This window comes from Pseudomonas sp. CROZ-RG-20F-R04-15, from assembly GCF_022662375.1.
Classification (GTDB): Bacteria; Pseudomonadota; Gammaproteobacteria; order Pseudomonadales; family Pseudomonadaceae; genus Aquipseudomonas.
In genome coordinates, this window is the sequence record NZ_JAKNQL010000007.1 from 217460 (window position 1) to 238686 (window position 21227).

The 21227-nt window shown below is 58.2% G+C and carries 24 protein-coding genes and 1 pseudogene; 6 read left to right on the forward strand and 19 right to left on the reverse strand.

The window, feature by feature from the left end; translation table 11 throughout:
* Window position 1 precedes the first annotated feature (1 nt).
* The 12 genes and pseudogenes from L8H52_RS13300 to L8H52_RS13355 all read right to left on the reverse strand — a co-directional run bounded on the left by L8H52_RS13300 (window position 2) and on the right by L8H52_RS13355 (window position 10263).
* A complete protein-coding gene (locus L8H52_RS13300; RefSeq protein WP_177000253.1) occupies window positions 2-622 on the reverse strand; it encodes a tyrosine-type recombinase/integrase in 621 nt (206 codons plus the stop codon).
* 197 nt (window positions 623-819) lie between these two features.
* On the reverse strand, window positions 820-1713 hold the full coding sequence (locus tag L8H52_RS13305; RefSeq protein WP_242207430.1) for a LysR family transcriptional regulator: 894 nt from the start codon (window positions 1711-1713) through the stop codon (window positions 820-822).
* Window positions 1714-1795: 82 nt separating this feature from the next.
* A pseudogene (locus tag L8H52_RS13310) lies at window positions 1796-2848 on the reverse strand (alpha/beta hydrolase).
* 48 nt (window positions 2849-2896) lie between these two features.
* Window positions 2897-3841: an alpha/beta fold hydrolase gene (locus L8H52_RS13315; protein ID WP_242207485.1), complete on the reverse strand. Its 945-nt coding sequence runs from the start codon at window positions 3839-3841 to the stop codon at window positions 2897-2899.
* A gap of 121 nt (window positions 3842-3962) precedes the next feature.
* Window positions 3963-4736, reverse strand: coding sequence for a carboxymuconolactone decarboxylase family protein (locus L8H52_RS13320; protein WP_122612084.1), 774 nt, complete (start codon window positions 4734-4736; stop codon window positions 3963-3965).
* Between the two features lie 229 nt (window positions 4737-4965).
* Window positions 4966-5433: a cupin domain-containing protein gene (locus L8H52_RS13325; protein WP_122612085.1), complete on the reverse strand. Its 468-nt coding sequence runs from the start codon at window positions 5431-5433 to the stop codon at window positions 4966-4968.
* A 62-nt stretch (window positions 5434-5495) separates the two neighbouring features.
* Complete coding sequence (locus L8H52_RS13330) at window positions 5496-6488, reverse strand: aldo/keto reductase (RefSeq protein ID WP_242207431.1); 993 nt, start codon at window positions 6486-6488, stop codon at window positions 5496-5498.
* Between the two features lie 24 nt (window positions 6489-6512).
* Complete coding sequence (locus L8H52_RS13335; RefSeq protein ID WP_242207432.1) at window positions 6513-7103, reverse strand: flavodoxin; 591 nt, start codon at window positions 7101-7103, stop codon at window positions 6513-6515.
* Window positions 7100-8089 carry an aldo/keto reductase gene (locus L8H52_RS13340; protein ID WP_242207433.1) on the reverse strand — a complete coding sequence of 330 codons (990 nt, stop codon included), beginning with the start codon at window positions 8087-8089 and terminating at the stop codon, window positions 7100-7102. The genes L8H52_RS13335 and L8H52_RS13340 overlap by 4 nt, the downstream gene beginning before the upstream one ends.
* 279 nt (window positions 8090-8368) lie before the next feature.
* Window positions 8369-8731 carry a hypothetical protein gene (locus L8H52_RS13345; protein ID WP_242207434.1) on the reverse strand — a complete coding sequence of 121 codons (363 nt, stop codon included), beginning with the start codon at window positions 8729-8731 and terminating at the stop codon, window positions 8369-8371.
* A 496-nt stretch (window positions 8732-9227) separates the two neighbouring features.
* Entirely contained in the window at window positions 9228-9620 is a 393-nt protein-coding gene (locus tag L8H52_RS13350; RefSeq protein ID WP_242207435.1) for a hypothetical protein, read from the reverse strand.
* A gap of 280 nt (window positions 9621-9900) precedes the next feature.
* On the reverse strand, window positions 9901-10263 hold the full coding sequence (locus L8H52_RS13355; RefSeq protein WP_242207436.1) for a hypothetical protein: 363 nt from the start codon (window positions 10261-10263) through the stop codon (window positions 9901-9903).
* A 487-nt stretch (window positions 10264-10750) separates the two neighbouring features.
* Between L8H52_RS13355 and L8H52_RS13360 the strand changes: the two genes are divergently transcribed.
* Window positions 10751-11758 carry an NAD(P)-dependent oxidoreductase gene (locus L8H52_RS13360; RefSeq protein WP_242207437.1) on the forward strand — a complete coding sequence of 336 codons (1008 nt, stop codon included), beginning with the start codon at window positions 10751-10753 and terminating at the stop codon, window positions 11756-11758.
* A gap of 80 nt (window positions 11759-11838) precedes the next feature.
* Here the strand turns inward: L8H52_RS13360 and L8H52_RS13365 are convergent, their stop codons facing one another.
* Together L8H52_RS13365 and L8H52_RS13370 are read right to left on the reverse strand one after the other, a co-directional pair.
* Entirely contained in the window at window positions 11839-12231 is a 393-nt protein-coding gene (locus tag L8H52_RS13365) for a GFA family protein (RefSeq protein ID WP_242207438.1), read from the reverse strand.
* A 2-nt stretch (window positions 12232-12233) separates the two neighbouring features.
* Window positions 12234-12482: a DUF6555 family protein gene (locus L8H52_RS13370; protein ID WP_242207439.1), complete on the reverse strand. Its 249-nt coding sequence runs from the start codon at window positions 12480-12482 to the stop codon at window positions 12234-12236.
* Between the two features lie 194 nt (window positions 12483-12676).
* On the opposite strand from L8H52_RS13370, the gene L8H52_RS13375 reads away from it, so the two are divergent.
* A complete protein-coding gene (locus tag L8H52_RS13375) occupies window positions 12677-13111 on the forward strand; it encodes a DNA methylase (protein WP_242207440.1) in 435 nt (144 codons plus the stop codon).
* Between the two features lie 47 nt (window positions 13112-13158).
* On the opposite strand, the gene L8H52_RS13380 is transcribed toward L8H52_RS13375, so the two are convergent.
* Window positions 13159-13635: a short chain dehydrogenase gene (locus tag L8H52_RS13380; RefSeq protein WP_242207441.1), complete on the reverse strand. Its 477-nt coding sequence runs from the start codon at window positions 13633-13635 to the stop codon at window positions 13159-13161.
* 105 nt (window positions 13636-13740) lie between these two features.
* Entirely contained in the window at window positions 13741-15090 is a 1350-nt protein-coding gene (locus tag L8H52_RS13385; RefSeq protein WP_242207442.1) for a PBS lyase, read from the reverse strand.
* A 322-nt stretch (window positions 15091-15412) separates the two neighbouring features.
* Here L8H52_RS13385 and L8H52_RS13390 point away from each other — a divergent pair, with 322 nt between their 5' ends.
* The 4 genes from L8H52_RS13390 to L8H52_RS13405 all read left to right on the forward strand — a co-directional run bounded on the left by L8H52_RS13390 (window position 15413) and on the right by L8H52_RS13405 (window position 19338).
* A complete protein-coding gene (locus tag L8H52_RS13390) occupies window positions 15413-15895 on the forward strand; it encodes an HIT family protein (RefSeq protein WP_242207443.1) in 483 nt (160 codons plus the stop codon).
* A 315-nt stretch (window positions 15896-16210) separates the two neighbouring features.
* On the forward strand, window positions 16211-17611 hold the full coding sequence (gabP, locus tag L8H52_RS13395; protein WP_242207444.1) for a GABA permease: 1401 nt from the start codon (window positions 16211-16213) through the stop codon (window positions 17609-17611).
* An 88-nt stretch (window positions 17612-17699) separates the two neighbouring features.
* On the forward strand, window positions 17700-18800 hold the full coding sequence (locus tag L8H52_RS13400; RefSeq protein WP_242207445.1) for a GlxA family transcriptional regulator: 1101 nt from the start codon (window positions 17700-17702) through the stop codon (window positions 18798-18800).
* Window positions 18801-18924: 124 nt separating this feature from the next.
* The gene (locus L8H52_RS13405) at window positions 18925-19338 is read left to right on the forward strand and encodes a PaaI family thioesterase (protein ID WP_242207446.1); all 414 of its coding nucleotides are present in this window, start codon (window positions 18925-18927) and stop codon (window positions 19336-19338) included.
* Between the two features lie 94 nt (window positions 19339-19432).
* Here the strand turns inward: L8H52_RS13405 and L8H52_RS13410 are convergent, their stop codons facing one another.
* The 3 genes from L8H52_RS13410 to L8H52_RS13420 form a co-directional block, all read right to left on the reverse strand.
* Window positions 19433-19639, reverse strand: coding sequence for a hypothetical protein (locus tag L8H52_RS13410; protein ID WP_242207447.1), 207 nt, complete (start codon window positions 19637-19639; stop codon window positions 19433-19435).
* Between the two features lie 179 nt (window positions 19640-19818).
* Window positions 19819-20505: a tetratricopeptide repeat protein gene (locus L8H52_RS13415; protein ID WP_242207448.1), complete on the reverse strand. Its 687-nt coding sequence runs from the start codon at window positions 20503-20505 to the stop codon at window positions 19819-19821.
* A gap of 14 nt (window positions 20506-20519) precedes the next feature.
* Window positions 20520-21191 (reverse strand): hypothetical protein, encoded by a 672-nt coding sequence (locus L8H52_RS13420; RefSeq protein WP_242207449.1) that lies wholly within the window; start codon window positions 21189-21191, stop codon window positions 20520-20522.
* Window positions 21192-21227 lie beyond the last annotated feature (36 nt).

Genomic DNA, 21227 nt, shown 5'->3' on the forward strand with positions numbered 1-21227 from the left:
ATCAAACCTCAGTCTGTTCCGCCATCTCCAGTGCGTCATCGACCTCAATCCCCAGATATCGAACAGTGCTCTCCAGCTTCGTATGGCCGAGCAGCAACTGAACCGCCCGTAGGTTCTTCGTTCTGCGATAGATTAGTGATGCCTTCGTACGTCTCATTGTGTGAGTGCCATACATGGCTGGATCAAGGCCTACGGCTTTCACCCAGCCTTTGACGATACGAGCGTATTGACGAGTGGATAGATGGTCTGAGGTATGCAGCCGGCTAGGAAAAAGGCAGTCCTCGCTGCGTAGTTGTGCCTGATGTATCCAGGCCACGAGAGCTGACCGTGTTTGCTCAGTGATCTCAAACTGCACTGGCCGCTGCGTTTTCTGCTGCATCACCATGGCTCGTGATGATACGTGCTCGCCATGAGCGACATCGCGCACGCGGAGCTTGGTTAAGTCGCAGGCTCGAAGCTTACTGTCGATGGCCAGATCGAAGAGAGCCAGATCCCGGGTTCTTTCCGCAATTTGAAGCCTTACTCGGATGGCCCAGATATCTCTCAGTCGGAGTGGGGCTTTCTGCCCGACTAGTTTTCCTTTGTTCCAGGGCTGACGGCTGCAGGTAGCGATGATGTTCATGACAAGTCCTCCACGTGTGGAAAGACAAGGATGGCTAATCAGAGCGACGGTTGCTAACCGGCCAATAGCTGCCATTCATAATGAGCAGTAAACCACCCATTGCAGCCGGTCGCGCCCGACGCAGTCGATCAAAATCATCTGCTCATTCACGGTTGTGAGGGGGCGGAAAAAATTCAGACGCCTTGAAGGTCGATGTCTCAGCCCCTGTAGAGTAACGCTTCAACTACAACGCCAAACGCTGATGAGTGTTCGCGACGATTGGGGTAGTAGAGATGGTAACCGGCAAAGGGTTGGCACCAATCCTCCAACACCCGAACAAGGCTACCGTCGGCAAGCTCCTTCGCCACCATGTCCTCTGGCAGGAAAGCCAAGCCACATCCCGCCACGGCCGCACGCAGAATTGGCACGCTGCTGTTGAATGTCCATTGGCCTTCGACGCGGGCCTTGAGTTCGTGGCCATCCTTTTCGAAATCCCATTGCATCAGGCTGCCGTGAGTCGGCAGGCGCAGGTTGATGCAGTTGTGCGCCGCCAGATCTCCCGGTTCCATCGGGTAAGGCCGATGCTGGAAATACTGCGGCGAGCCGACAACGGCGATGCGTAACGAAGGCCCGATCGGCACGGCGATCATGTCCTTGGCCACCTGATCACCCAGTCGAACACCAGCGTCATAGCGCTGCGCGACGATGTCAGAGAGGGCGTAGTCCACGGTGATTTCGACTTTTATGTCCGGGTAGTCGGGCAGCACTTTCAGCAGCTTCGGCCAAAGAATATTGTTCGCGGCGTGTTCCGACGCTTGGATTCGCACATTGCCGGCAGGAGTGTCGCGAAATTCGCTGACGGCGGCCAGTTCCAGTTCGATCTCATCGAACCTCGGTGCCATCGATTGATACAACCGCTGACCCGCCTCGGTCGGCGAGACGCTGCGTGTGGTGCGCGTCAGCAGGCGCACACCCAAGCGGCTTTCCAGTGCGCGCATGGTGTGGCTCAGCGCCGACTGCGAGACGCCGAGTTGTGCGGCAGCACGGGTAAAGCTGCCTTCGCGGGTGATGATCACGAAGGCTTGCAGGTCGTTGAGATTGGCGCGGGACATTGATGAGAACCTCTCATGAGGGGGCGCGGAATCAATCCATGAAAGCAGGTTGCGCACAGATGCGCGACCCCCAGAGAGTTGATTACAAGGTGCGGGCGTAGAACGTGGTCAGTTTGCCAATCGCGGCATCGACATAACGCGGCACCCAGTAGGTTTCAATGTGGGTGGCGCCATCGAGGATGAACACTTCCTTGTCGGTGGTGCCGGTGGCTTTGGGGAACGCATCCTGGGTCATGTACAGGCTGTCGGCCTTGCTGCCGGCGATCATCAGCAACGGTTGATTGATCAACTCGATATGGTCGGTGGCGTCGAAACGCATCAGGTCAATAAGGCTGCTGGTGGTGTATTTGAAGGTCGAGTTCGGGTGCGCGTGGGTTTTCCAGTAGTACTCATAGCCTTGGCGATACAGTTCGAAAGGCAGTTTGACAATCTGCTCGTCGGTGAGGTTGGCATCCCCCGAATACAGCACCGCGCCCCCCGCTGCTTCTTGCGCGCGGGCAGCTGATGCCTACTGCAAACGTTGCTGGATGCTGTCCATTTGCGAGTCGTTGTAGCCGTTGCGGCGTACTCGACCCGAGTTGAACATGCTCACCGTCGCCAGGGATTTGAAGCGTTTGTCGGTTTGCGCCGCCGCCAACGAATAACCACCGCCGCCACAAATGCCGAGCAGGCCCAGACGATTGTCATCCACGCCAGCGAACTGGCTGATGAAATCGGCCATGCCGTGAATGTCTTCGATGCGATACGCCGGTTTATCGATGCTGCGCGGCTGGCCACCGCTGGCGCCCTGATAGGCCGCATCGGCCGTGATGGTGATGTAGCCCTGTTCGGCGAGCCGCTGGGCATAGAGACCGGCGACTTGCTCTTTTACGCCGCCATTGGGATGCGCAACCACCACGGTCGGGTAGTTCTTCTTCGCGTCGTAGTTGGCAGGAGTGTAGACATTGGCGGCGATGTCCAACCCGTTGAGCTTATAGCTGACCGGGTGGATGTTGACCTTGCCCGGCTCGTTCTTGCTGATCGCGCCGTCATAGGCGAGTGTGAACGGGTTCTTCTTGTAGTCAGCGGCTAACGCTTCGCCCGCCGAGAGACCGACCAATGCCGACATGAGCGTGGCTTTGAGAGTGTTTTTCACGTGAAGCTCCTGAGCAAAAAAAGGGCGGCAGTTGCAAAAGTATTTGGGTCAGTCCAGCTGTTTTTCTTTGAGGAACTGCGCGACCAGGTCAGCGATCTGCTCGTTGTTCAGATCCGACATGGGGAAATGGGTATTGCCGTGAATGCCAATCTCCGGCAGGTGTATCAGTCGCACATCACCGCCATGGCGATTGACCGCGTCACGCCAGAGCCGGGCCATTTTCAGGCGTGCGCGCCAACTGTCCTGAGCGGGCAGATCGACTGTCTGTTCCGGAATGTTGTCTCCGTACAGGATCAGGATCGGAATGCGCGTCAGTGCCATGAATTGCTCCATCGGCACCGCTGTGCCTTGCACCGTGTCGAACGCGCTGGGAATCGGCGCCGGCACTTCACCGTCAGCAAACACGAAACTGCTGCCCGGTTCGAACGCCACGATGGCTTTGACCTTGTCGTTCTTGATCGCCGTCAACCAGCCCGGCCCGCCACCCTGAGAATGCGTAAACAGGATGCCGGGGCCGATTTTGTCGAACAGCGCCGACACACCATCGGAGACCACGCCCATGTCAAACGGCCCGGTGTTCGGCGTCATTGCCCTGAAAAACTGCTCGCGGGTCTGGGCGTCCTGTGCCACTTGCACGCCGTTGAAGTAGCGGGGCCAAAGGCCGATGCGGAACTGGTTGAACCACAGTTGTTCGTCCGGCACAGGCTTGATAGTGGTCTCGACCATGCTGCGCCCGGCATCACCACGCCGGGGCTGATCGATCAGATAGACGCCGTAGTGGCGGCGCAGAAAGATGTTCTGAAAACCCTCGCGACCATCGGCGGTGGTTTCCCAGGTCTTGGAAAACTGACCCGCGCCGTGCCACATGACGATGGGCAGCTTTCGCGCGTCCGCCGGGATTTGATAGAAGGCGTAGGCGTGGTCCCCGTGGTAGGTCTGGCCGTTGGGTGTCATCGGTTGGCGCGGGTTGAAGGTGCCCGGTGCCGTGGTCATCGTTCCGCCGGCGGCGAAGCTGCCTTGTTTCTGGATCAGCAGCGGGCCTTCGGAGTGGTTCGCGCAGGCCGCCAACAGGCTCAGCAGCGTGACGCTCAGTAAATGCTTTGCAGATTTCATGTCATTTCCCCGCTGTTGCGAGCGCTTGGGTCAGCGCTGCGCTTGCCCGCTTGGCAGTCTGTGTATCGCCATGCTTTTCAAGCAGCTCGGTGACCTGGCGCAACTGTGCCGCACTCAGCCCGACGCGCAGGCTCGCCGCCATGTGCGAACGCAGTTGCGATTCCACGCCCGGGGTCGCTGCCAGCGCCCCGACTGTCGCCAGTTCGCGGCTTTGCCAGTCGAGGTTGTCGCGCTCGAAAATGTCGCCGAACAGATGGGTTTGCAGGAACCGGTTGATCACCGGAGCGAACTCGAACACCGGGCCTTTGACCGGGGCGCCGGAGATTTTCGTTTGATTCGCCGTACCCGCTGCCAATAGCTCATCCCCGACCGGAGTCGCCCGGCTCGGCTCACGTCCCGGCGCATCGTCAAGGCCGCGTTGTTTGCGCGCCTGCACCACGGTCATCAATTCATTCAAGGCGTTGAGGCTGCGCGGGAAGCCGACGTAGGCGTAGAGCTGCACGAGAACTTCGCGGGTTTCGCTAATGGTCAGGCCGGCATCAAGCCCTTGGTTGAGCGCCGTATTGAGGTTGGGCATGTCGCTGGTCGCCATGAACGCCGCGATCAGTGGAATGGCTTGTTGCTGGCTCGACAAGCTGGCTGCGCTGGCGGGTGTGCTGGTCATGGTGGGCGAAGCCTCTGCTGCTTGAGTGGTGACGCTGAACATCGCCCCGACGCCAAGGCAGAGCGCCATGAGTGTGGGAAGTGTAGTGCTGTTGCGGGTGTCAGTGATCATCGTGAAGGGCTCCATCCATTGCGGGGCGCTGCGGTGTCGCTGAATCGTACGGAGGTTGGTTATGGCGATTAACCCTGATATTGCGCATGGGTTCCTGAGCAGAACTCATGAATCGCCGGAGCAGTCATCGCAGAAATCCCGACGCAACCCCGCAGATTCGGGGCTTAGACGTCGACTAGTCGATTGCCCCCAACGTGCCGGGAGCGCAACTTCGACACATTCCGTAACTTCATTTACCGGCGTATTGCGCATCCGAGACCTGTTCCGCCCAAGTGACGGTCTTGCCATCCTCGGCTTCAGCGATGGCGATGTGGGTCATGCCGTTGCTGGCCGTGGCGCCATGCCAGTGACGGGTGTTCGGAGGAATCCAGACACTGTCGCCCGGACGGATCTCCTGACGCGCGCCACCCTCTTGCTGCACATAGCCGACGCCGGCAGTGACGATCAGCGTTTGCCCCAGCGGATGGGTGTGCCACGCCGTGCGTGCGCCCGGCTCGAAGGTCACTGTGCCGCCACCGATGCGCGCCGGCGCATCACCTTTGAACAGGCCATCAACGCGCACCGTGCCGGTAAAGTTTTGCGCCGCGCCCTTGACCGAGGGCTGCGCGCCGTTTGGCGTGATGCGGATTTCGCCGGCGGCCTGGGACTCTGCCGCCATCAGTGACAAAGCAACGAGTGGCGCAATCAATCGGTTCATCGGATTGGTTCTCCGGTCAGACAAGAAAAGCGGCGCCGCCCGTGGCGCCGCGTTGGGCAGACTCAGAGTCCGGTCATTTTCAGTGCCGATTCCGGCAGGCGTTCACCGTGCACTTGAATCTGCGCGATCTGCTCGTTGATCACGCGCAGATCGTCGCCGGTCAATTGCAGTTCGACCGCGTCCAGATTCTCTTGCAGTCGATGGGGTTTGGTCGTGCCAGGGATCGGCACAATCCACGGTTTTTGTGCGAGCAACCAGGCTAGCGCGACTTGCGCAGGTGTCGCGTGCTTACGCTCAGCGACGACTTTCACCACATCGACCAGCGCCAGGTTGGCCTTGCGCGCTTCGGGGGAAAAACGCGGGACGAAGTTGCGGAAGTCGCTGGCGTCGAACTGCGTGTGCTCATCGATCTGACCGGTGAGAAAACCGGCGCCCAGCGGGCTGAACGGTACGAAGCCGATCCCCAGTTCTTCCAGCACCGCCAGAAGCTCCAGTTCCGGGCCGCGCCAGAACAGCGAGTATTCGCTCTGTACCGCCGTGACCGATTGTACCGCGTGGGCCCGGCGGATGGTTTCTACACCTGCCTCAGACAGGCCGAAATGCTTGACCTTGCCCTCGGCGATCAATTCCTTGATGGTGCCGGCGACGTCTTCAATGGGCACCTGCGGATCAACGCGGTGCTGATAAAACAGGTCGATGTGATCGGTACGCAAGCGCTTCAACGACGCCTCGGCGACAGCGCGGATACGCTCCGGCCGGCTATTGGTGCCGCCGCCTCGTGCGCCGGTGATCGGGTCGATATCGAAGCCGAACTTGGTGGCGATGACGACCTGCTCGCGGATCGGCTGCAAGGCCTCGCCCAGCAGCTCTTCATTGGCGAACGGGCCATACGCTTCGGCGGTGTCGAACAAGGTGACGCCTTGCTCGTGGGCCGAACGAATCAGCTTGATCATGCTGGCTTGGTCGGCTGCCGGCCCGTAGGCCGACGTCATGCTCATGCAGCCAAGGCCCAATGCAGACACTTCCAGGCCATTGCCCAACGTGCGGTTTTTCATGATGTCACTCCGTACAGAATTCGATTAATGCGTGAGAGGGTGATCGTTCAGCCAGCCGTTCACGCGTTCCATGGTCTTGCGCTCCTGCTCACCCTCCATCACAAATCCTTCCAGCACTTTGGCCTTCGGCGTGTGCTTGACCAGCACACTGCGGCTGTTGCCCAAGCCGTAACCGCCGTGGGTGTTGAAGGGGATGAGGGTCTTGCCGGTCAGGTCGTGGGCGCTGAGGAATGCGCGCACGATCGGCGGCGCGGTTTCACCCCAGATCGGAAAACCGAGATAGATCGTGTCGTAGTCGCTGAGGGCATGAACCTTGTTCTGCAGCTCGGGCTCGAAGCCACTGTCACGCTCCTGGCGGGCCTGCTCCACGGTTTTCAGATAGTCCTCGGGGTAAGCGTGGGCCGGACAAATCTCGAACAGATCGGCACCCAGTCCACGCTGGATCAGCCCGGCAACCACACGGGTATTGCCCGAGCGCGAAAAATACGCGACCAGAATGCGCGAGCCAGAACGCGGTGTTTCACCGGCACTCTGCGTGTCGGCAAGCGACAGCAGTGGCGCGCTGGCCAATGCGGCGATCACCGTGCGCCGCAGCGGATTGTGATCGTTACTCATCGGCCGACACGCGCCTTGAGGGATTCGGGGTAGCGCTCGCCTTCGATGCGGACTTGCGCCAGCGCGGTATCAATCGCTTTGAGTTCGGCCGCATCGAGCGTGATCTCCGCGCCGCCGAGGTTTTCTTCTAGGCGATGCAGTTTGGTCGTGCCCGGAATCGGCACAATCCACGGTGCCTGCGCGAGCAGCCAGGCCAGCGCGATCTGCGCCGGTGTCGCTTGTTTCTGCGCGGCTATCTGACGGACCAACACCACCAGCGCCTGATTGGCCTGGAGCGCCGATTGGCTGAAACGCGGGACGATGCTGCGGAAATCGTCGCTGCCGTAAGTGGTCTCAGCCGTCACCGTGCCAGTGAGAAACCCCTTCCCCAGCGGACTGAACGCCACGAAGCCAATGCCCAGCTCCCAAAGCGTCGGCAGGATTTCCTGCTCGGGCTCGCGCCACCACAGTGAGTACTCGCTTTGCAGCGCCGTGATCGGCTGCACCGCATGCGCACGGCGAATGGTCTGCGCACCGGCCTCCGACAGGCCGAAGTGCTTGACCTTGCCTTCGCCAATCAAGTCCTTCACTACGCCGGCGACGTCTTCGATCGGCACGTTTGGATCGACGCGGTGCTGGTAGAGCAAGTCGATGTAATCGGTCTTCAAACGACGCAACGAGCCCTCGACGGCTATTCGAATACGTTCGGGGCGGCTGTCCAGATTCTGCTTTGTATTGTCGGCGCCGACGGCGAAGCCGAATTTTGTGGCGATCACGACCTGGTCGCGAACTGGCGCCAGCGCCTCGCCGACTACTTGCTCATTGATATAGGGGCCGTAGAATTCGGCGGTATCGAAGAACGTGACGCCTCGCTCAACGGCTGAGCGGATCAGTGCGATGGCTTGTTCGGTATCCGTGGCCGGGCCATAACCATGGCTCAGACCCATGCAGCCGAGGCCGAGGGCGGATACTTCGAGTGAACTGTTGCCGAGTGTGCGTTTGTGCATGTTGATCTCCCGTTGGGCATGGGAAGAACAGTAAGCGCGCTAACGACTGAGGACTAGACGGGTAAATCGGCAAAGCTTGATGAGGTTTGCTCATCAGTCCCGGAAAAGGGGAGTTGGCGACTGCCGAATGAAAGCCTGAGTCACGGTAGGCCATCACCGCTCGCACACAAAAAATCTGACACTCTCTTGACCGTCCGCTTTTGGCCGATAGCAGACGCATTAAGCACTCTTAATCCCTATGCGGCGGCAACCTGACCGCCGCCACAAAGGGATGTCCCCTCAATCCACCGGCACAACTTTATCCAGTGCTTTATTCACCGCCAGTTCCCCCAGCATCACCACTTGCGCAATCCCCAGCGCAGTTTTACGGTGGCCTGGGTCTAGGAGGGCGGCGAAGTTGCAGAGCATTTCGGTGGCTGAGCTGAGGGATTCGCTGGCGTTGACGAGCAGGGATTCGCTGTCGTAGTCGGAGTTGGCGAGAAACATGGGCGCGTGTGTTTTGTCGCTGCCCATGATGCGTTGGGTTGGCGTGAGGTAGTAATCAAGGGCGCGTTCGGCGGCTTCGTGGAATTTACTGGAATCGGGAGATTCGTACGGGGAGGCCGGATCTGTTTCCGGCGGGTTCGGCGTGATCTTGAACATGTTCTTCTTTTTCCTGTGGTGTGGCCGCCGCACCGAGCTACTAAACAAGGGGTGGCAGCTGTACGCAGGTTAGTAGACCGGGGAAAAGAAGAAAGCCGGCGCGCCCGAGGGCGCCCTACGCACAGCCGCCATCAAGTGCAGGTACGTGAATACCTTTTGACGGACGCTTGTGCACTTTCATTTACCACGGGCTACTAAACCCGATCACTGGGAATCAGTGACGCGAACCAAGTTACCGGTGGCCCTTGAAGCGCACAAGCCGGCGGATTCTGGCGTAGTCGTAGGCAATGGCGCAAGACGTTGTAGCCTTGAGCCGGTAACGCGGCGTGTCTTTTAAACAGTGATGGAAAACTACTAAACACGTCGTTCAAAATGACGCTCGTCAGTCTGTCCTCCAATAAAAAACGGTAGGTTTTATTTCTAGAACCTGGGGACGGGTTTGAGGCAAACCACGCGCAGATACATGGTCTGGTCTCGCATGATCCCTCGACCTTTTCTACTCCGGAAACGGCCCACAGGCTTCAATCGCTTCGTCATCAGTACGGCTATCGATACCACCATCCTCCCCGATGTAAACATCAGTATTCGGCCATTTCGGGTTAACCCGGATGCAATGTGATTTCCCGCCGTTGTTCCAGTCGAACTCCATAAAAAACTGGCTGTTCGGGAAAATATGTCCTGCGCCTCCAGTAACTTCACCCGGGTAGATCTCGCCTTTTGAGATGTCGTGTTGAACATTCAGAATGTAACCGAGGCGCCCCTGTCCCTTCTCAGAGAAGTGGAAGCTCACTTGTGGAGTCGCGACATACCAAAAGGCGATGGGTGCGAGCAACAACGCCACCGCCCAGCGCCAGAAATGCCGTTTCGGTTTATTTGCAGACGTGGTCACGTGTGCCGTCTCCCCAGCTTGAACGTGGTAGTGCTAAAACTTCGCCCATTACCATTTTTGCCGTAATCCCTCCGTTGGGGTGCTGCTTGTAGAGTTTGACGCCAATGCTGATCGAGACTCGGTCGCCTATGTCGTCCCAAGCCCGCATGCCTTCGATGAGAAATATTTTATCCGGCAGCTATCGGCCAGGGAGTCTCAGTCCTTGGCCCATAGCAGACGCGTTGAATATACGTTCCCCACTGTGGCGGCGACCTCACAGCCGCCACAGTGGGAATTCCCATCAATCCACCGGCACAACTTTATCCAGTGCTTGGTTAACCGCCAGTTCCCCCAGCATCACCACTTGCGCAATTCCCAGCGCAGTTTTGCGGTGGCCTGGGTCCAGAAGGGCGGCGAAGTTGCAGAGCATTTCGGTGGCTGAGCTGAGGGACTCGCTGGCGTTGACGAGCAGGGATTCGCTGTCGTAGTCGGAGTTGGCGAGAAACATGGGCGCGTGTTTTTTGTCGCTTCCCATGATGCGTTGGGTTGGCGTTAGGTAGTAGTCGAGGGCGCGTTCGGCGGCTTCGTTGAGTGCTCGGGAATCTGGGAATTTGTAGGGTGAGACTGGATCGGTTTCTGGGGGATTCGGCGTTGGTTTGAACATAGATGAAGCTCCATATGGGACTTAAGGAGCCATCACCTTCGCTACCAAACGAAAGGTGGTGGCCATACGAAGGTTGGTAGACCGGCCCATATGGAAAATCCGGCGCGCCCGAGGACGCCCTGCGCATGGCCACCATAAGACAAACGCTGAAAGAGCATCTGCGCACGGTGACGTTATGCGTCATATGGAAGCGGGCTACCAAACCCCATCACTGTTTTTCAGTGACCCGGAAACGATAAAACCCGCGCCCCAGACGCACAAGCCGGCGGATTCTGGCGTAGTCGTAGGCAATGGCGCAAGAAGTTGTAGCCTTGAGCCGGTAACGCGGCGTGTCTTTTAAACAGTGATGGAAAACGCCTAAACACGCCTCATCAACACGCCGTTCAAAATGACATGCGTCAATACTCGGATCACTGCGTTGGAACCCTCGCGACAGGGAACGCACCAACACTAAGTTGCAACCCAAAAAAGACGAGGAAGGATACCCATGTCAGTTCATCCGATTTTGTTTCTGGGCGGATCCGGCGCCATCGGCCACCGTTCTGCCAAAGCCCTGCGCGCCGCCCATCCCGATGTCCCTTTGCTGATCGGCGGCCGCGACATGGCCAAGGCTCAGCAAGCCGCCGAGGAAATGGGCAGGGCGCAGGGCGTGGTCATTGATCCTGCGGCCGATGATCTGGGACTGGGCGATCGCCCGATTAGCGCCGTGGCGGTTTTCTACATGGATCATTCCCTGGCCGGGCTGCGTTTTGCGCAGCAGCGCAAGGTGCCGCACTTGAGCATTTCGTCCGGCATTTTCGAGATTGCGCCGCAAATCGCCAGTTACATCCATCGCCCTGACGCGTCCTCCATCGTGCTGGGTTACGAGTGGATGGTGGGTGCAACGACAGTGACGGCGCTGCACCTTGCCGAGGCGTTTGCCCGGGTGCGCGATATTCGCATTGATGCGTTGGTTGACGAGCAGGACGGCGGCGGGCCGGCCGTGGCCAAAGATTTTGAACACTTGAGCAAAATGCTGCCCGCCGCCCTGACGCGGCGCGATGGCAATTACATCTGGCGTGAAGGTGAGGAGCAGAACGTCAGCTTCCGTGCGGTGGACGGCACGTCGATGCAAGCCTCTGGCTTCTCGTCCATTGATGTTACCGGGCTGGCTGCCGCCACCGACGCGCCAAATGTGCAGTTCAATCTGGCCAGCGGGGTGAGTTCTTCGCGGCGCGCGGGTCGGCCGATGTCGACCGAAATTCTCATCGAAATGGTCGGCGAGGATCGCCAGGGCCGGACGTTGCACACACGTCATGCCGTCGTTCACCCGGCAGGCGCCGCAGCGTTGACAGGGCTCAGCGTGGCCATGTTGCTGGAACGACTGCTCGGGCTGGACGGCAAACCACCCACTCCGGCAGGTCTGTACTTCCCTTATCAGTTGCTCGATGCCGGTGCGTATCTGGAGCGTTTGAGTAAAGAGGGCGGTGAGTTGCTTGAATTGAAAGTGCAGTAAGGAAATTTCTTTCGTTAATGCCGACCGTTCTGATAGATCCGCTGGCGAGCCTTGATGTGCTCGCCAGCGGTCAGTTGCCCTCACGGCGACTGCCAAGCCCCGCCCTCCGCAACAGGCACCTCACCCAGATCATAAGGGTTGACCCCTTCAAGACAGCCGACATTGAAACCAAACTCATGCGGATTGGTGCTGCGTCGGTGATGTGTGTAGATCCCGCAGTTGCCGCAGAAAAAGTGCTCCGCCACTTGCTGGCCAAAGCTGTACTTCAATAACGCTGATTTACCGCGAATTACCGTCAAGTCAGCCGCTGGCACCGCCGCCACAATTGCGCCTCGACGCTTGCAGAACGAGCAGTCGCAGCGATGGGGCGGGGGCAGGCCATCGGGCAAATGGATTTCGAGAATGACCGCGCCGCAATGGCAACTCGCGCGATGGTCACGGCGGATCAGCGTATTCCCGATTTGTTTAAGCATGACTATGCCTCCGTCCAGTCCACGGTCACCGTTTCACGCCATTTCACTTCAGTGATGCCAAAGCGCTCGGCTTGAGGTTTCGAGATCACTTTCAACGGCGGTTTGCCGGGTTTGGGAATTGGCGCGATGCCGGCATCGCAACTCGCCCAATGCCAGGCATCGGCATTGCGCATGGTTTTCGCGCGGATGACGAATGATTTTGGCTGGCCGTGCAGTTTGTATTCGATGACAAAGATGTCGACGTTGCTCATGCGTTCCTCCTTACGCTCATACGCAAATGAGTTTTGCCGACAAAAAAAATTCAAAGGATTTTCGGAGTTTGTTTCAGGCTGCTGAGAATTGTTTTGAGTTGAACGGCTGGAGCGGGCGCAAGCCTAAAAATCAAGCCTTGCCGAGTAGACAAGGGGACGAAAAATCCCATCGATTTCAACCCCGGAGGTAGCCGGTGACCAAGACGATCAGTGCCAGGGATTTGAACATTCACCTCCAGCACAACGACGACGGTTCCCTGTTCAAATGGCTGCTTGCCAGTTTCCTGATGGGCAAGCGGATACAAGCCGAAATCGCCGCAGAAGCCTATCGGGTGATTGCCGATAAGCACGGGCGCGATACACCGCGCAAACTGGCCGCGTGCAGCCATCGTGAACTGGTCGCGATGCTCGGGGAGGCGCATTACGTGCGTTATGACGAGACCACCGCCGTGCGGCTTCACGCCTTGGCACGCCGTTTAAACGACGAGTACGCGGGCAAGGTCAGCCATATGGTCGAGGCCAGCGCTGACCGCCAGGCGTTTGAGAAACGGCTGCTGGAGTTCGACGGCATCGGTCCGAAAACCGTGGAAATCTTCATGCGCGAAGCAAGCGCTGTACTTGGCTTGTGATCGCGGGCAGCAATCCAGTCACGGTCACTGCCGGGATCATTCGAAGACTACCTGACTCGACGACCAGAACGATTGATCGCCAACAGGCACAGCCCGACCAGCAATGCAGTGCCTGCAACCAGGAGCGCCGAAGGTTGCATCGGTTGGCGCAAGCCTGCTGCTGTATGCCGCTGCGATATCGTCAGTGGTCGGGTTTCAATAGCTATATCGTCAAGCGTCTGCAATGGCGTAATGACCTCTGCCTGAAACGGCATTTCCTCGATGCTCAGACGCAGGCCATCTGACAACTCCAGTGTCCGTGCGGTGATAGTGCCGACGATTCTGTCCGGATAAACCGGTTCGCCATTGGGATCGAGTTGGTCATACAGGAATTTCTGCCCTTCGAGCCAGCCCACGGCCGTTTGCAACTCGGGGCCCAGGTAATACTTGCCGTCGAGGAAAAATCCAGGAAATTGCGGCGCGCGCTCGACGCTTTCAATGCGATAACGCTCACCCGGTTTCATACCGGTTTCAGGGGCAATCATGGTCAATCCCTCCGCTGTAGGTTCAGCGGTAGAGAACAAGGAGCGACCGTCGTTCCATGTAAATGAGGAAAGGTAGCCGTTGTATTAATCAACAGCCCGGATCATTCAGGAGAGCAAACGTACGCCTGAGCGAATCAGTCCCTTTGCCGTCAACTCGCGAATTTTTTCCCGCAGTGTTTCGCGCTCTGCCTTCGGTGTTACCGGATCGACAACCAGATATTGCCTGTCGCACCACGATTCGATTTGGCCGATCCAGTAGGTTTGTCCGGCGTGCCCAGTATCGAGGCGGCCTAACAAGTAGCCGATTTGTTGCCATCTCGGGAGCAGTCGAAAAATGGCGCTGCGACGCGTCAGCGGGAGTTCATGCCAGTCTCGATCGAGTCTGGCTGTTAATTCGTTCCTCAACAACGGCCAGGAAACTTTGTCCAGTTGCGCAATCACCACCGCAAAAACTTTATCCGACGGATCATCGAGCACCGCGAACAGCTCAGGCAATTGATCATCGCGAAGCAGGCGCGCGGCGGCTTGTCGCACGGTAACAAAAACCGAGCGTAATGCGCGGGCGTGCCAGTGCTCTGGTAACGTGCCAGCGAGTTCAGTGGTCAGGCCGATCACGCCCAGCCAGTGTTGTTTTACCGTCGGTAATGGCTGACTCAAGCGCTCGGCGAGGACCGCGTGCGCATCAACGTCGTTACGCGGTGCGGCCCACAGTGCCAGATTGCGGACGGCAGGTGACACATCCAACAAGGCTTCGTGCAGTACAGGTTTCGAATCGGCGAGTAGCGGCAGCAGCGCATACAGCACGCGCACACGGATTTTGCCGCCGGGCCGTGACATCGCTTCAAGGAGCAACGGCAGACTTCGCGCCGCCGGCAACATCGCACTCGCCGACACCGCCATCAAGCGTACGGTCAACTCTCGATGAGCTAAAGCGCTGCGGAGCAGGGTTTCGGGGTTCTCAGGATTTTCCAGCAACAGCGTAAACAGGTAGCGCGCCGCTTTGCCTTGGCGATTCAGGAAATCGGCGTACACCTCGTCCCGGCATTTCGCCGATTGCAGCATTGCGCGAACCGTCGATAGCGTCTGGCTGTGGTCGACCCGGCGTTGTGCTGCCAATCCCATCAAGGGTTCGAGAGCGGACAACCAAGCCTGGGTATGAACAGGGGAGAGGTAGTGTTGCAGGCCCGCCGCCGCCAGGTCGCGAACCTGTGGGACCCAATCGTTCAGGCGTTCGATCAACACCGCTAATGCTTCGGCAGAAGGCTGCCTGCACAGCTCCCGCACAGCGACTTCGCGAACGAAACCGTTGTAGTCGTTGCTAACGTCTGCCCAGGTGCCGGTATTGCCGAGGCGAGCGAGAATCTCCAGCGCCTCGTTGCGCCGATAATCTTCATAGGTGGAAGGCTGTCCTTGCTTTTGTGCCAACCGGTCCAGCCAGTCTTGTGTCGTGTTCATGGGGCGGTCCTGTGCATCCTTGCGGGGGCAGATTGTTTGCGCAAAAGCGCCAGCCTACGCGACTTGCGCCGGAGGACAAAAGATCCTTATTTTCTGAAGACCTCATCTCAGTCAGGAGCGACTTGATCTTTTCAAGCTCTTTCAAACGTCACCTCATGAGTGACGACTATTGTTGCCCATGGCGGACGCTTGTGGGCCGAGGCGAACATGCCTTGCGGGGCGCGGGTTATGTTTGCGTTGCCGGGGTGGGCGGGATCTGCGCAGGCATCGTGACGAGTCCTTTGTTACTCTGAGGCGTCAATTGCTTCAGGACTTCTGGCACATGGAAATTGCCCCGGATTTCATCATTCATGAAACCGAACACTGGATCATCAATCACCATCTGGCGAACACGCTTCCCGGCTATCTGATGCTGGGAACGAAGGTCGAAACCACGTCGTTGGCTGACCTGTCAGTCGATGGCTTGGCCGAATTGGGCGGTTTAATGGCCAAAACCCAGCAGATCATCGAATGTCGACTCAAGCCCAAACGCCTCTATATCGGTCGATATGGGCATCAGCCAGGTTTACCGATCCACTTCCATTTCATTCCGGTTTATCACTGGGTCGAAGATCTGTTCTGGCAGGACCCTCGATACCGGCTCTTTGAGACGCTCGCTTACGCTGAAGGCGCTGTTCCGTCGACTGACGGTGCAGAGCTGACGCTATTCGTGTGGCGAGAGTTTGGAGAAAATCCCGTACCACCGAAGACGCAAGGACGCTCCATTGAAGAGGTGATCAAGGACCTGCGTATTGCGTTTGGATGATTATTAAAAAAACCGTTCAGCCAACCGGAAAGATGATTTTGGTCCGCCGGCTGACCGTCGGGTTCTCATCGAGACCGTTAGGTTCTCGAATGTCGATATCAGACACGATCATGGCGCAATCAGGCTACTGACTCACCGGGCAGGCCGGGTAAGGTGAGGTGTCTTTAAGTCAAGATAACCCCATACAGATCATGGGGTTGATAAGAACTGCGGCGGTTGAGGAAGGCTTCTTTCGGGGAGTTCTACAGGCAACGATGATGATCGTTTGCTCACATCAACTCGCTTAATGTCGATCAGCAGAGAATAAAAAAACCAATGATCAGCCCTAACTCCATGGATTCGAGTAGCCAATTGGCGCAGGGCTTCAAGCCTCGTCACGTCACCATGCTGTCCATCGCCGGGATTATCGGCGCCGGTTTGTTCGTAGGCTCAGGGCATGCCATTGCCGCAGCGGGGCCGGCGGTTCTGCTGGCTTATCTGTTCTCGGGTCTGCTCGTCGTGCTGGTCATGCGCATGCTCGGCGAAATGGCGGTGGCCAATCCGGACACCGGCTCGTTCTCGACTTACGCCGATCAGGCGATCGGGCGCTGGGCGGGCTTCACCATCGGGTGGCTCTATTGGTGGTTCTGGGTTCTGGTGATTCCTATCGAAGCGTTGGCGGCCGGGCATGTTTTGAACCAGTGGTTTCCTCAGGTCGATGCCTGGTTGTTTGCTTTGGGCTCGATCATTGCGCTGGTGGTGACCAACCTGTTCAGCGTGTCCAAGTACGGTGAATTCGAGTTCTGGTTTGCCATGGCCAAGGTCGTGGCGATCATTGGTTTTATCGGTGTCGGTTTTGCCGTGCTGATGGGGTGGATTCCCGACAGGGAAGTCAGCGGCTTGAGCGGGTTGATGGCCGACCACGGCGGGTTCGCGCCCAACGGTCTGTCGGCAGTAGTCGGCGCGTTCATCACCATCATGTTCAGTTTCATCGGTACCGAAGCAGTGACCATCGCCGCTGCCGAATCCAACGACCCGTCGCGAAACATTGCCAAGGCCACGCGCTCGGTGATCTGGCGTATCGGCGTGTTTTACCTGCTGTCGATCTTCGTGGTGATCTCCGTGGTGCCCTGGAATGATCCGTTGCTGGCCTCGGTCGGCTCTTATCAGCGCGCCCTGGAAATCATGAACATTCCCCATGCCAAGTTCATGGTCGACGTGGTCGTGCTGATCGCCGTGGCCAGTTGCATGAACTCTTCGATCTACATTGCCTCGCGCATGCTGTACTCGCTGGGCCGTCGTGGCGATGCGCCGAAAATCCTCAAGGCGACCTCCTCGGCAGGCGTGCCCCGCGCGGCCGTTATCGCCAGTACCGTACTGGGTGCGTTGATCACCGTGTGGAGCTACTTCATGCCCGCCGGGCTGTTTCAATTCCTGCTGGCCAGTTCCGGTGCAATTGCCTTGCTGGTGTACCTGGCGATCGCGGTGTCGCAGTTGCGCATGCGGCGGATATTGCAACAACGCAACGTCGAGCTGACCTTTCGCATGTGGCTGTTTCCGTGGCTGACGTGGCTGGTGATTGTGTTTATCTGCGCCGCGCTGGCGGTGATGATGATCACCCCGCAACACCGCACCGAAGTCACCACCACCATTGGCCTGGCACTGGCGATTTCCTTTATCGGCCTGGTGACGTCGCGTCATCCTGCGCCAGCGGCGAGGGTCACGTCAGCGGGGTAGGCGTTTGCGCCGAACCTGATAAGCCCTTCGCGAATGTCGAGGGGCATGACAGACGCCTGTGTCTCAAACCGACTCTTACGAGGACATGATGTCAGCGACCCCCTCCGTGGCCGACGCAGCAACTCAATGCGTGGGTTTTTTGCTGCTGGACAAGTTCACCCTCATGTCGCTGGCGTCCGCCGTCGAGCCATTGCGCATGGCCAATCAACTGACGGGCCGGACGCTGTATCGCTGGCATACCTACAGCCCCGGTGGCGCCCCGGTCTGGGCCAGCGACGGCGTGCCGATCACCCCGGATGGCGTGTGGAGCAATCCCTCCGTGGCGGATACGGTCATCGTCTGCGGAGGCGTCGGCATCCAGAGCGTGATAACCCGCGAACACACAACCTGGCTGCAAGCGCTGGCGCGTCGATCGAAACGCTTGGGCGGGGTGTGCACCGGCAGCTGGGCACTGGCCAAAGCCGGGCTGCTCGATGGCTACGAATGCAGCGTGCACTGGGAATTTCTCGCGGCCATGCAGGAAGCTTTCCCGCGCGTCAGCGTCAGCACCAGCCTGTTTACCCTCGATCGCAACCGCTTCACCTGCTCCGGCGGAACCGCGCCGCTGGACATGATGCTGCACCTGATTGCCCGCGATCATGGCCGTGAACTGTCCGCCGCCATTTCCGAGATGTTTGTCTACGAGCGCATCCGCAACGAGCAGGACCATCAGCGCGTGCCGCTCAAGCACGTGGTCGGTACGCACCAGCCGAAGCTGCAGGAAGTGGTCGCGTTGATGGAGGCGAATCTTGAGGAACCGATCGATCTCGATAACCTCGCTGAATACGTCGATCTGTCACGGCGACAGCTGGAACGGCTATTTCAGAAATACCTGCAATGCACGCCGTCGCGCTACTACTTGAAGTTGCGGCTGATTCGCGCGCGGCAACTGCTCAAGCAAACATCGCTGTCGATCGTTGAGCTGGCGTATGTCTGCGGTTTCGTTTCCACGCCGCATTTTTCCAAATGCTATCGCGAGCACTTTGGCGTGCCGCCGAGTGACGAGCGATCTGGTTCTGAAATGAGCCATAAACTGGTAACGCAGCCGTCAACAATCGATCCGCTGACGACGCTTGATCAGGCAAGAAACGAATCGACGTTTGCCAGTGTCCGGATGATGGAGCGTCGCGATCTGGCGTCGACCGGCTGATCGCTCGGGACGGGTTATCACTGCAGATTCCGCATCCGTATAGTTCTTGCTCCATCAGGCGATTGCCCAAATCCTCCCTGTTCTGGTCAATGAAACCGGTGAGTCACCGGCACGAGGAGGGATCATGGACGCCACCGCAATTCCCGAAGGATTCGCCCCGTTCAGCCGCAGCAGCCCGTTGCTCGATTTGCTTGGCCCGATCTACGCGAGGGGCAGCGGGTTGCAACTGGAACTGGGTTTATTGACTGACTCACGCCATGCCAATGGCCGTGGCACCCTGCATGGCGGTGTCTTGGCGACGTTGGCCGATGTCGGCATGGGTTACGCCATGGCCTTTTCCAGCGATCCTCCGCAGCCATTGATCACCGCGAGCATGACTCTGGATTATCTTGGCTCGGTGAAAATGAATGAGTGGCTGGAAGTGCGTCTTGAGTACTCGAAAAAAGGCCGGCAACTGGCGTTTGCTGCCGTTAGCCTGCATGTCGGCGAGCGCACGGTTGCGCGGGCCAGTGCGGTGTTTGCGGTGCCAGCGAGTTGAAAGTGCACGGCCATCAAGGCGTCGGGAGGGAGTGCAACGTTCGTACCCTGCTCAAGGGTTGCCGTCGCACTCCGCTTAGTGAAAGTCTCGGCTATTAACTGCCATCCTCGCAAATCGCTTTTAGTCCAAGGATGGTGGTTGGAGTGCTTCCAATCTGTGTTTGCGTGGCGATAACCATATTCGCGTTTGAGTCACCTACCAGATGGTAAGGCTTGTTATTACAAGCCTTTGCGGCTTTCTGGTTTATGTTCTCCAGCATGCCTTCTCTTGAATTGAATATGCTGCCATGGCTGGTGATCATATATTCACCCGGCCCGAGCTTATCGACGGCCGTAAAGGTGCAGCCACTCACGAGCAAGATTACGCATCCGGCTGACATTATTTTTTTCAAAAGTACTACCTCAGATAAAACGAACAACGATCACGGGTGATGTGCCGCACGGCGTTCGTGCGGCATTCAGCAATAGCGCAGCACTCAAATCACGGCATGGAGATCTTGTAGTCCGCGAGCTTGGCCTTGTGCTCTTCCATCACATACTTCTTGTCGACGATCTGCGAGAACTTCGTGAAATCGGCCTTGGCGTCGGCCCTGTCTCCCAAGTGGTCGTACGCAATCCCGCGCGCGTAATAGCCCCAGGCATAGTCCGGCTGGCGCTGAAGGCCGGTGCTGAATGCCTCAGCGGCCTCTCGATACTGACCCAGATCCGTCAGTGCGAGGCCCAGATGATAGTAGGTCGGCATATGGAAGCCGGAACCCTTTCCGGCTTCTCCCAACTCGTTATCAAGGTTGTACTGCACCAGTTCAAGGGCTTTCTTCGGGTTGCCAGCGTCGCGATACATGGCGCTCAAATCGAGGTTGGCGCGCGGATCAGGCTTGCCTGCCAGTTGCATGGATTTCTCCTTGGCGGCCACGGCTTCTGGAAAGCGCTTGAGGTTGCTGTAGGTCTCGGCCTGAACCGCATAAACCAAACTTTGAAACGAGACAGTAAGTGTATTTTCCTTCAGGCACAGGTCACCTTCCTGCAGTGCCAGAGGGTAGCTTTGGGCTTTGTACGCCTTGAACTGATTACCACAGTGGGCAAGGTTGGCTCTTTGCGGATTCTGCATTCCGGCACAGCCGGTGAGAATGACGGAACAGGCGATCAGTGCAGGCCAGCGAAAATTCATGATAAGCATCCCGGTCAGTCGAGCAGATGAGCATTGAGGTCAGGGCGATAGACCTGCAAAAGCGGCGCGGTCACGGTGCCTTGCAGCGAGCAGAACACAGTGGTGTGCCCTGCGAGTGGCGGTGCCTTGTCGCCTGTGTCGACCATCAATACGCGGTCCACGAAACCAAACGGCGTGGCGACTCCAGGTCCGGTCAGCCCCTCGGTGCGCCACTGGCCGATCGGGTCACCGACGCGGCGGATTTCGGCACGGGCAATGGCGTTGCCCTGACTGACAAAGCGTGCGTTGTCGACGATAAGCGGCTTGAGTTTTGTGGCCACTTCTTGTGGAGATCCATCGGCTACGAAACCCCAGAACAGGAAATTGCCGACGCTCTTGATAGTTTCGGCCTGGTTGTAATAGCCGACCATACGGACACCGTTGACGATCAGCGGATGTTCGAATTCCTGGTATGTGCCACCTTCCTGCAATGGACTCATGATCGTCGGTGCCTTGACCGAGCCATAATCACTCAGGCGCAAGGTCCCGGCTGGCAGGTGTGCATCGCGCAGGCTTTCAAAAAATTGCGCATCGCAACGAGAAAACTCAGTCAGCAGTTGTTCGGGCGTATTGACGGTCTGGGCCTGGGCAGCGCTGGTAGCCGTGACGGCGAGCAGGGCAACGCCGAAAAAAACTGAGCGAAACATTGAAGTCTTCCATGAGATAGGAACGAAAGCTTTCGG

Excerpts from the sequence above, each read along its gene's own strand:
- L8H52_RS13305 (WP_242207430.1), bottom strand. The coding sequence starts at position 1,713 with ATGTCCCGCGCCAATCTCAACGACCTGCAAGCCTTCGTGATCATCACC.
- L8H52_RS13325 (WP_122612085.1), bottom strand. The coding sequence starts at position 5,433 with ATGAACCGATTGATTGCGCCACTCGTTGCTTTGTCACTGATGGCGGCA.
- L8H52_RS13390 (WP_242207443.1), top strand. The coding sequence starts at position 15,413 with ATGGAAATTGCCCCGGATTTCATCATTCATGAAACCGAACACTGGATC.
- L8H52_RS13415 (WP_242207448.1), bottom strand. The coding sequence starts at position 20,505 with ATGAATTTTCGCTGGCCTGCACTGATCGCCTGTTCCGTCATTCTCACC.
- L8H52_RS13300 (WP_177000253.1), bottom strand. The coding sequence starts at position 622 with ATGAACATCATCGCTACCTGCAGCCGTCAGCCCTGGAACAAAGGAAAA.
- L8H52_RS13405 (WP_242207446.1), top strand. The coding sequence starts at position 18,925 with ATGGACGCCACCGCAATTCCCGAAGGATTCGCCCCGTTCAGCCGCAGC.
- L8H52_RS13315 (WP_242207485.1), bottom strand. The coding sequence starts at position 3,841 with ATGACCACGGCACCGGGCACCTTCAACCCGCGCCAACCGATGACACCC.
- L8H52_RS13370 (WP_242207439.1), bottom strand. The coding sequence starts at position 12,482 with ATGAGCAACGTCGACATCTTTGTCATCGAATACAAACTGCACGGCCAG.
- gabP (WP_242207444.1), top strand. The coding sequence starts at position 16,211 with ATGATCAGCCCTAACTCCATGGATTCGAGTAGCCAATTGGCGCAGGGC.
- L8H52_RS13385 (WP_242207442.1), bottom strand. The coding sequence starts at position 15,090 with ATGAACACGACACAAGACTGGCTGGACCGGTTGGCACAAAAGCAAGGA.
- L8H52_RS13365 (WP_242207438.1), bottom strand. The coding sequence starts at position 12,231 with ATGCTTAAACAAATCGGGAATACGCTGATCCGCCGTGACCATCGCGCG.
- L8H52_RS13345 (WP_242207434.1), bottom strand. The coding sequence starts at position 8,731 with ATGTTCAAGATCACGCCGAACCCGCCGGAAACAGATCCGGCCTCCCCG.
- L8H52_RS13360 (WP_242207437.1), top strand. The coding sequence starts at position 10,751 with ATGTCAGTTCATCCGATTTTGTTTCTGGGCGGATCCGGCGCCATCGGC.
- L8H52_RS13420 (WP_242207449.1), bottom strand. The coding sequence starts at position 21,191 with ATGTTTCGCTCAGTTTTTTTCGGCGTTGCCCTGCTCGCCGTCACGGCT.
- L8H52_RS13410 (WP_242207447.1), bottom strand. The coding sequence starts at position 19,639 with ATGATCACCAGCCATGGCAGCATATTCAATTCAAGAGAAGGCATGCTG.
- L8H52_RS13335 (WP_242207432.1), bottom strand. The coding sequence starts at position 7,103 with ATGAGTAACGATCACAATCCGCTGCGGCGCACGGTGATCGCCGCATTG.
- L8H52_RS13380 (WP_242207441.1), bottom strand. The coding sequence starts at position 13,635 with ATGATTGCCCCTGAAACCGGTATGAAACCGGGTGAGCGTTATCGCATT.
- L8H52_RS13320 (WP_122612084.1), bottom strand. The coding sequence starts at position 4,736 with ATGATCACTGACACCCGCAACAGCACTACACTTCCCACACTCATGGCG.
- L8H52_RS13355 (WP_242207436.1), bottom strand. The coding sequence starts at position 10,263 with ATGTTCAAACCAACGCCGAATCCCCCAGAAACCGATCCAGTCTCACCC.
- L8H52_RS13400 (WP_242207445.1), top strand. The coding sequence starts at position 17,700 with ATGTCAGCGACCCCCTCCGTGGCCGACGCAGCAACTCAATGCGTGGGT.
- L8H52_RS13340 (WP_242207433.1), bottom strand. The coding sequence starts at position 8,089 with ATGCACAAACGCACACTCGGCAACAGTTCACTCGAAGTATCCGCCCTC.
- L8H52_RS13330 (WP_242207431.1), bottom strand. The coding sequence starts at position 6,488 with ATGAAAAACCGCACGTTGGGCAATGGCCTGGAAGTGTCTGCATTGGGC.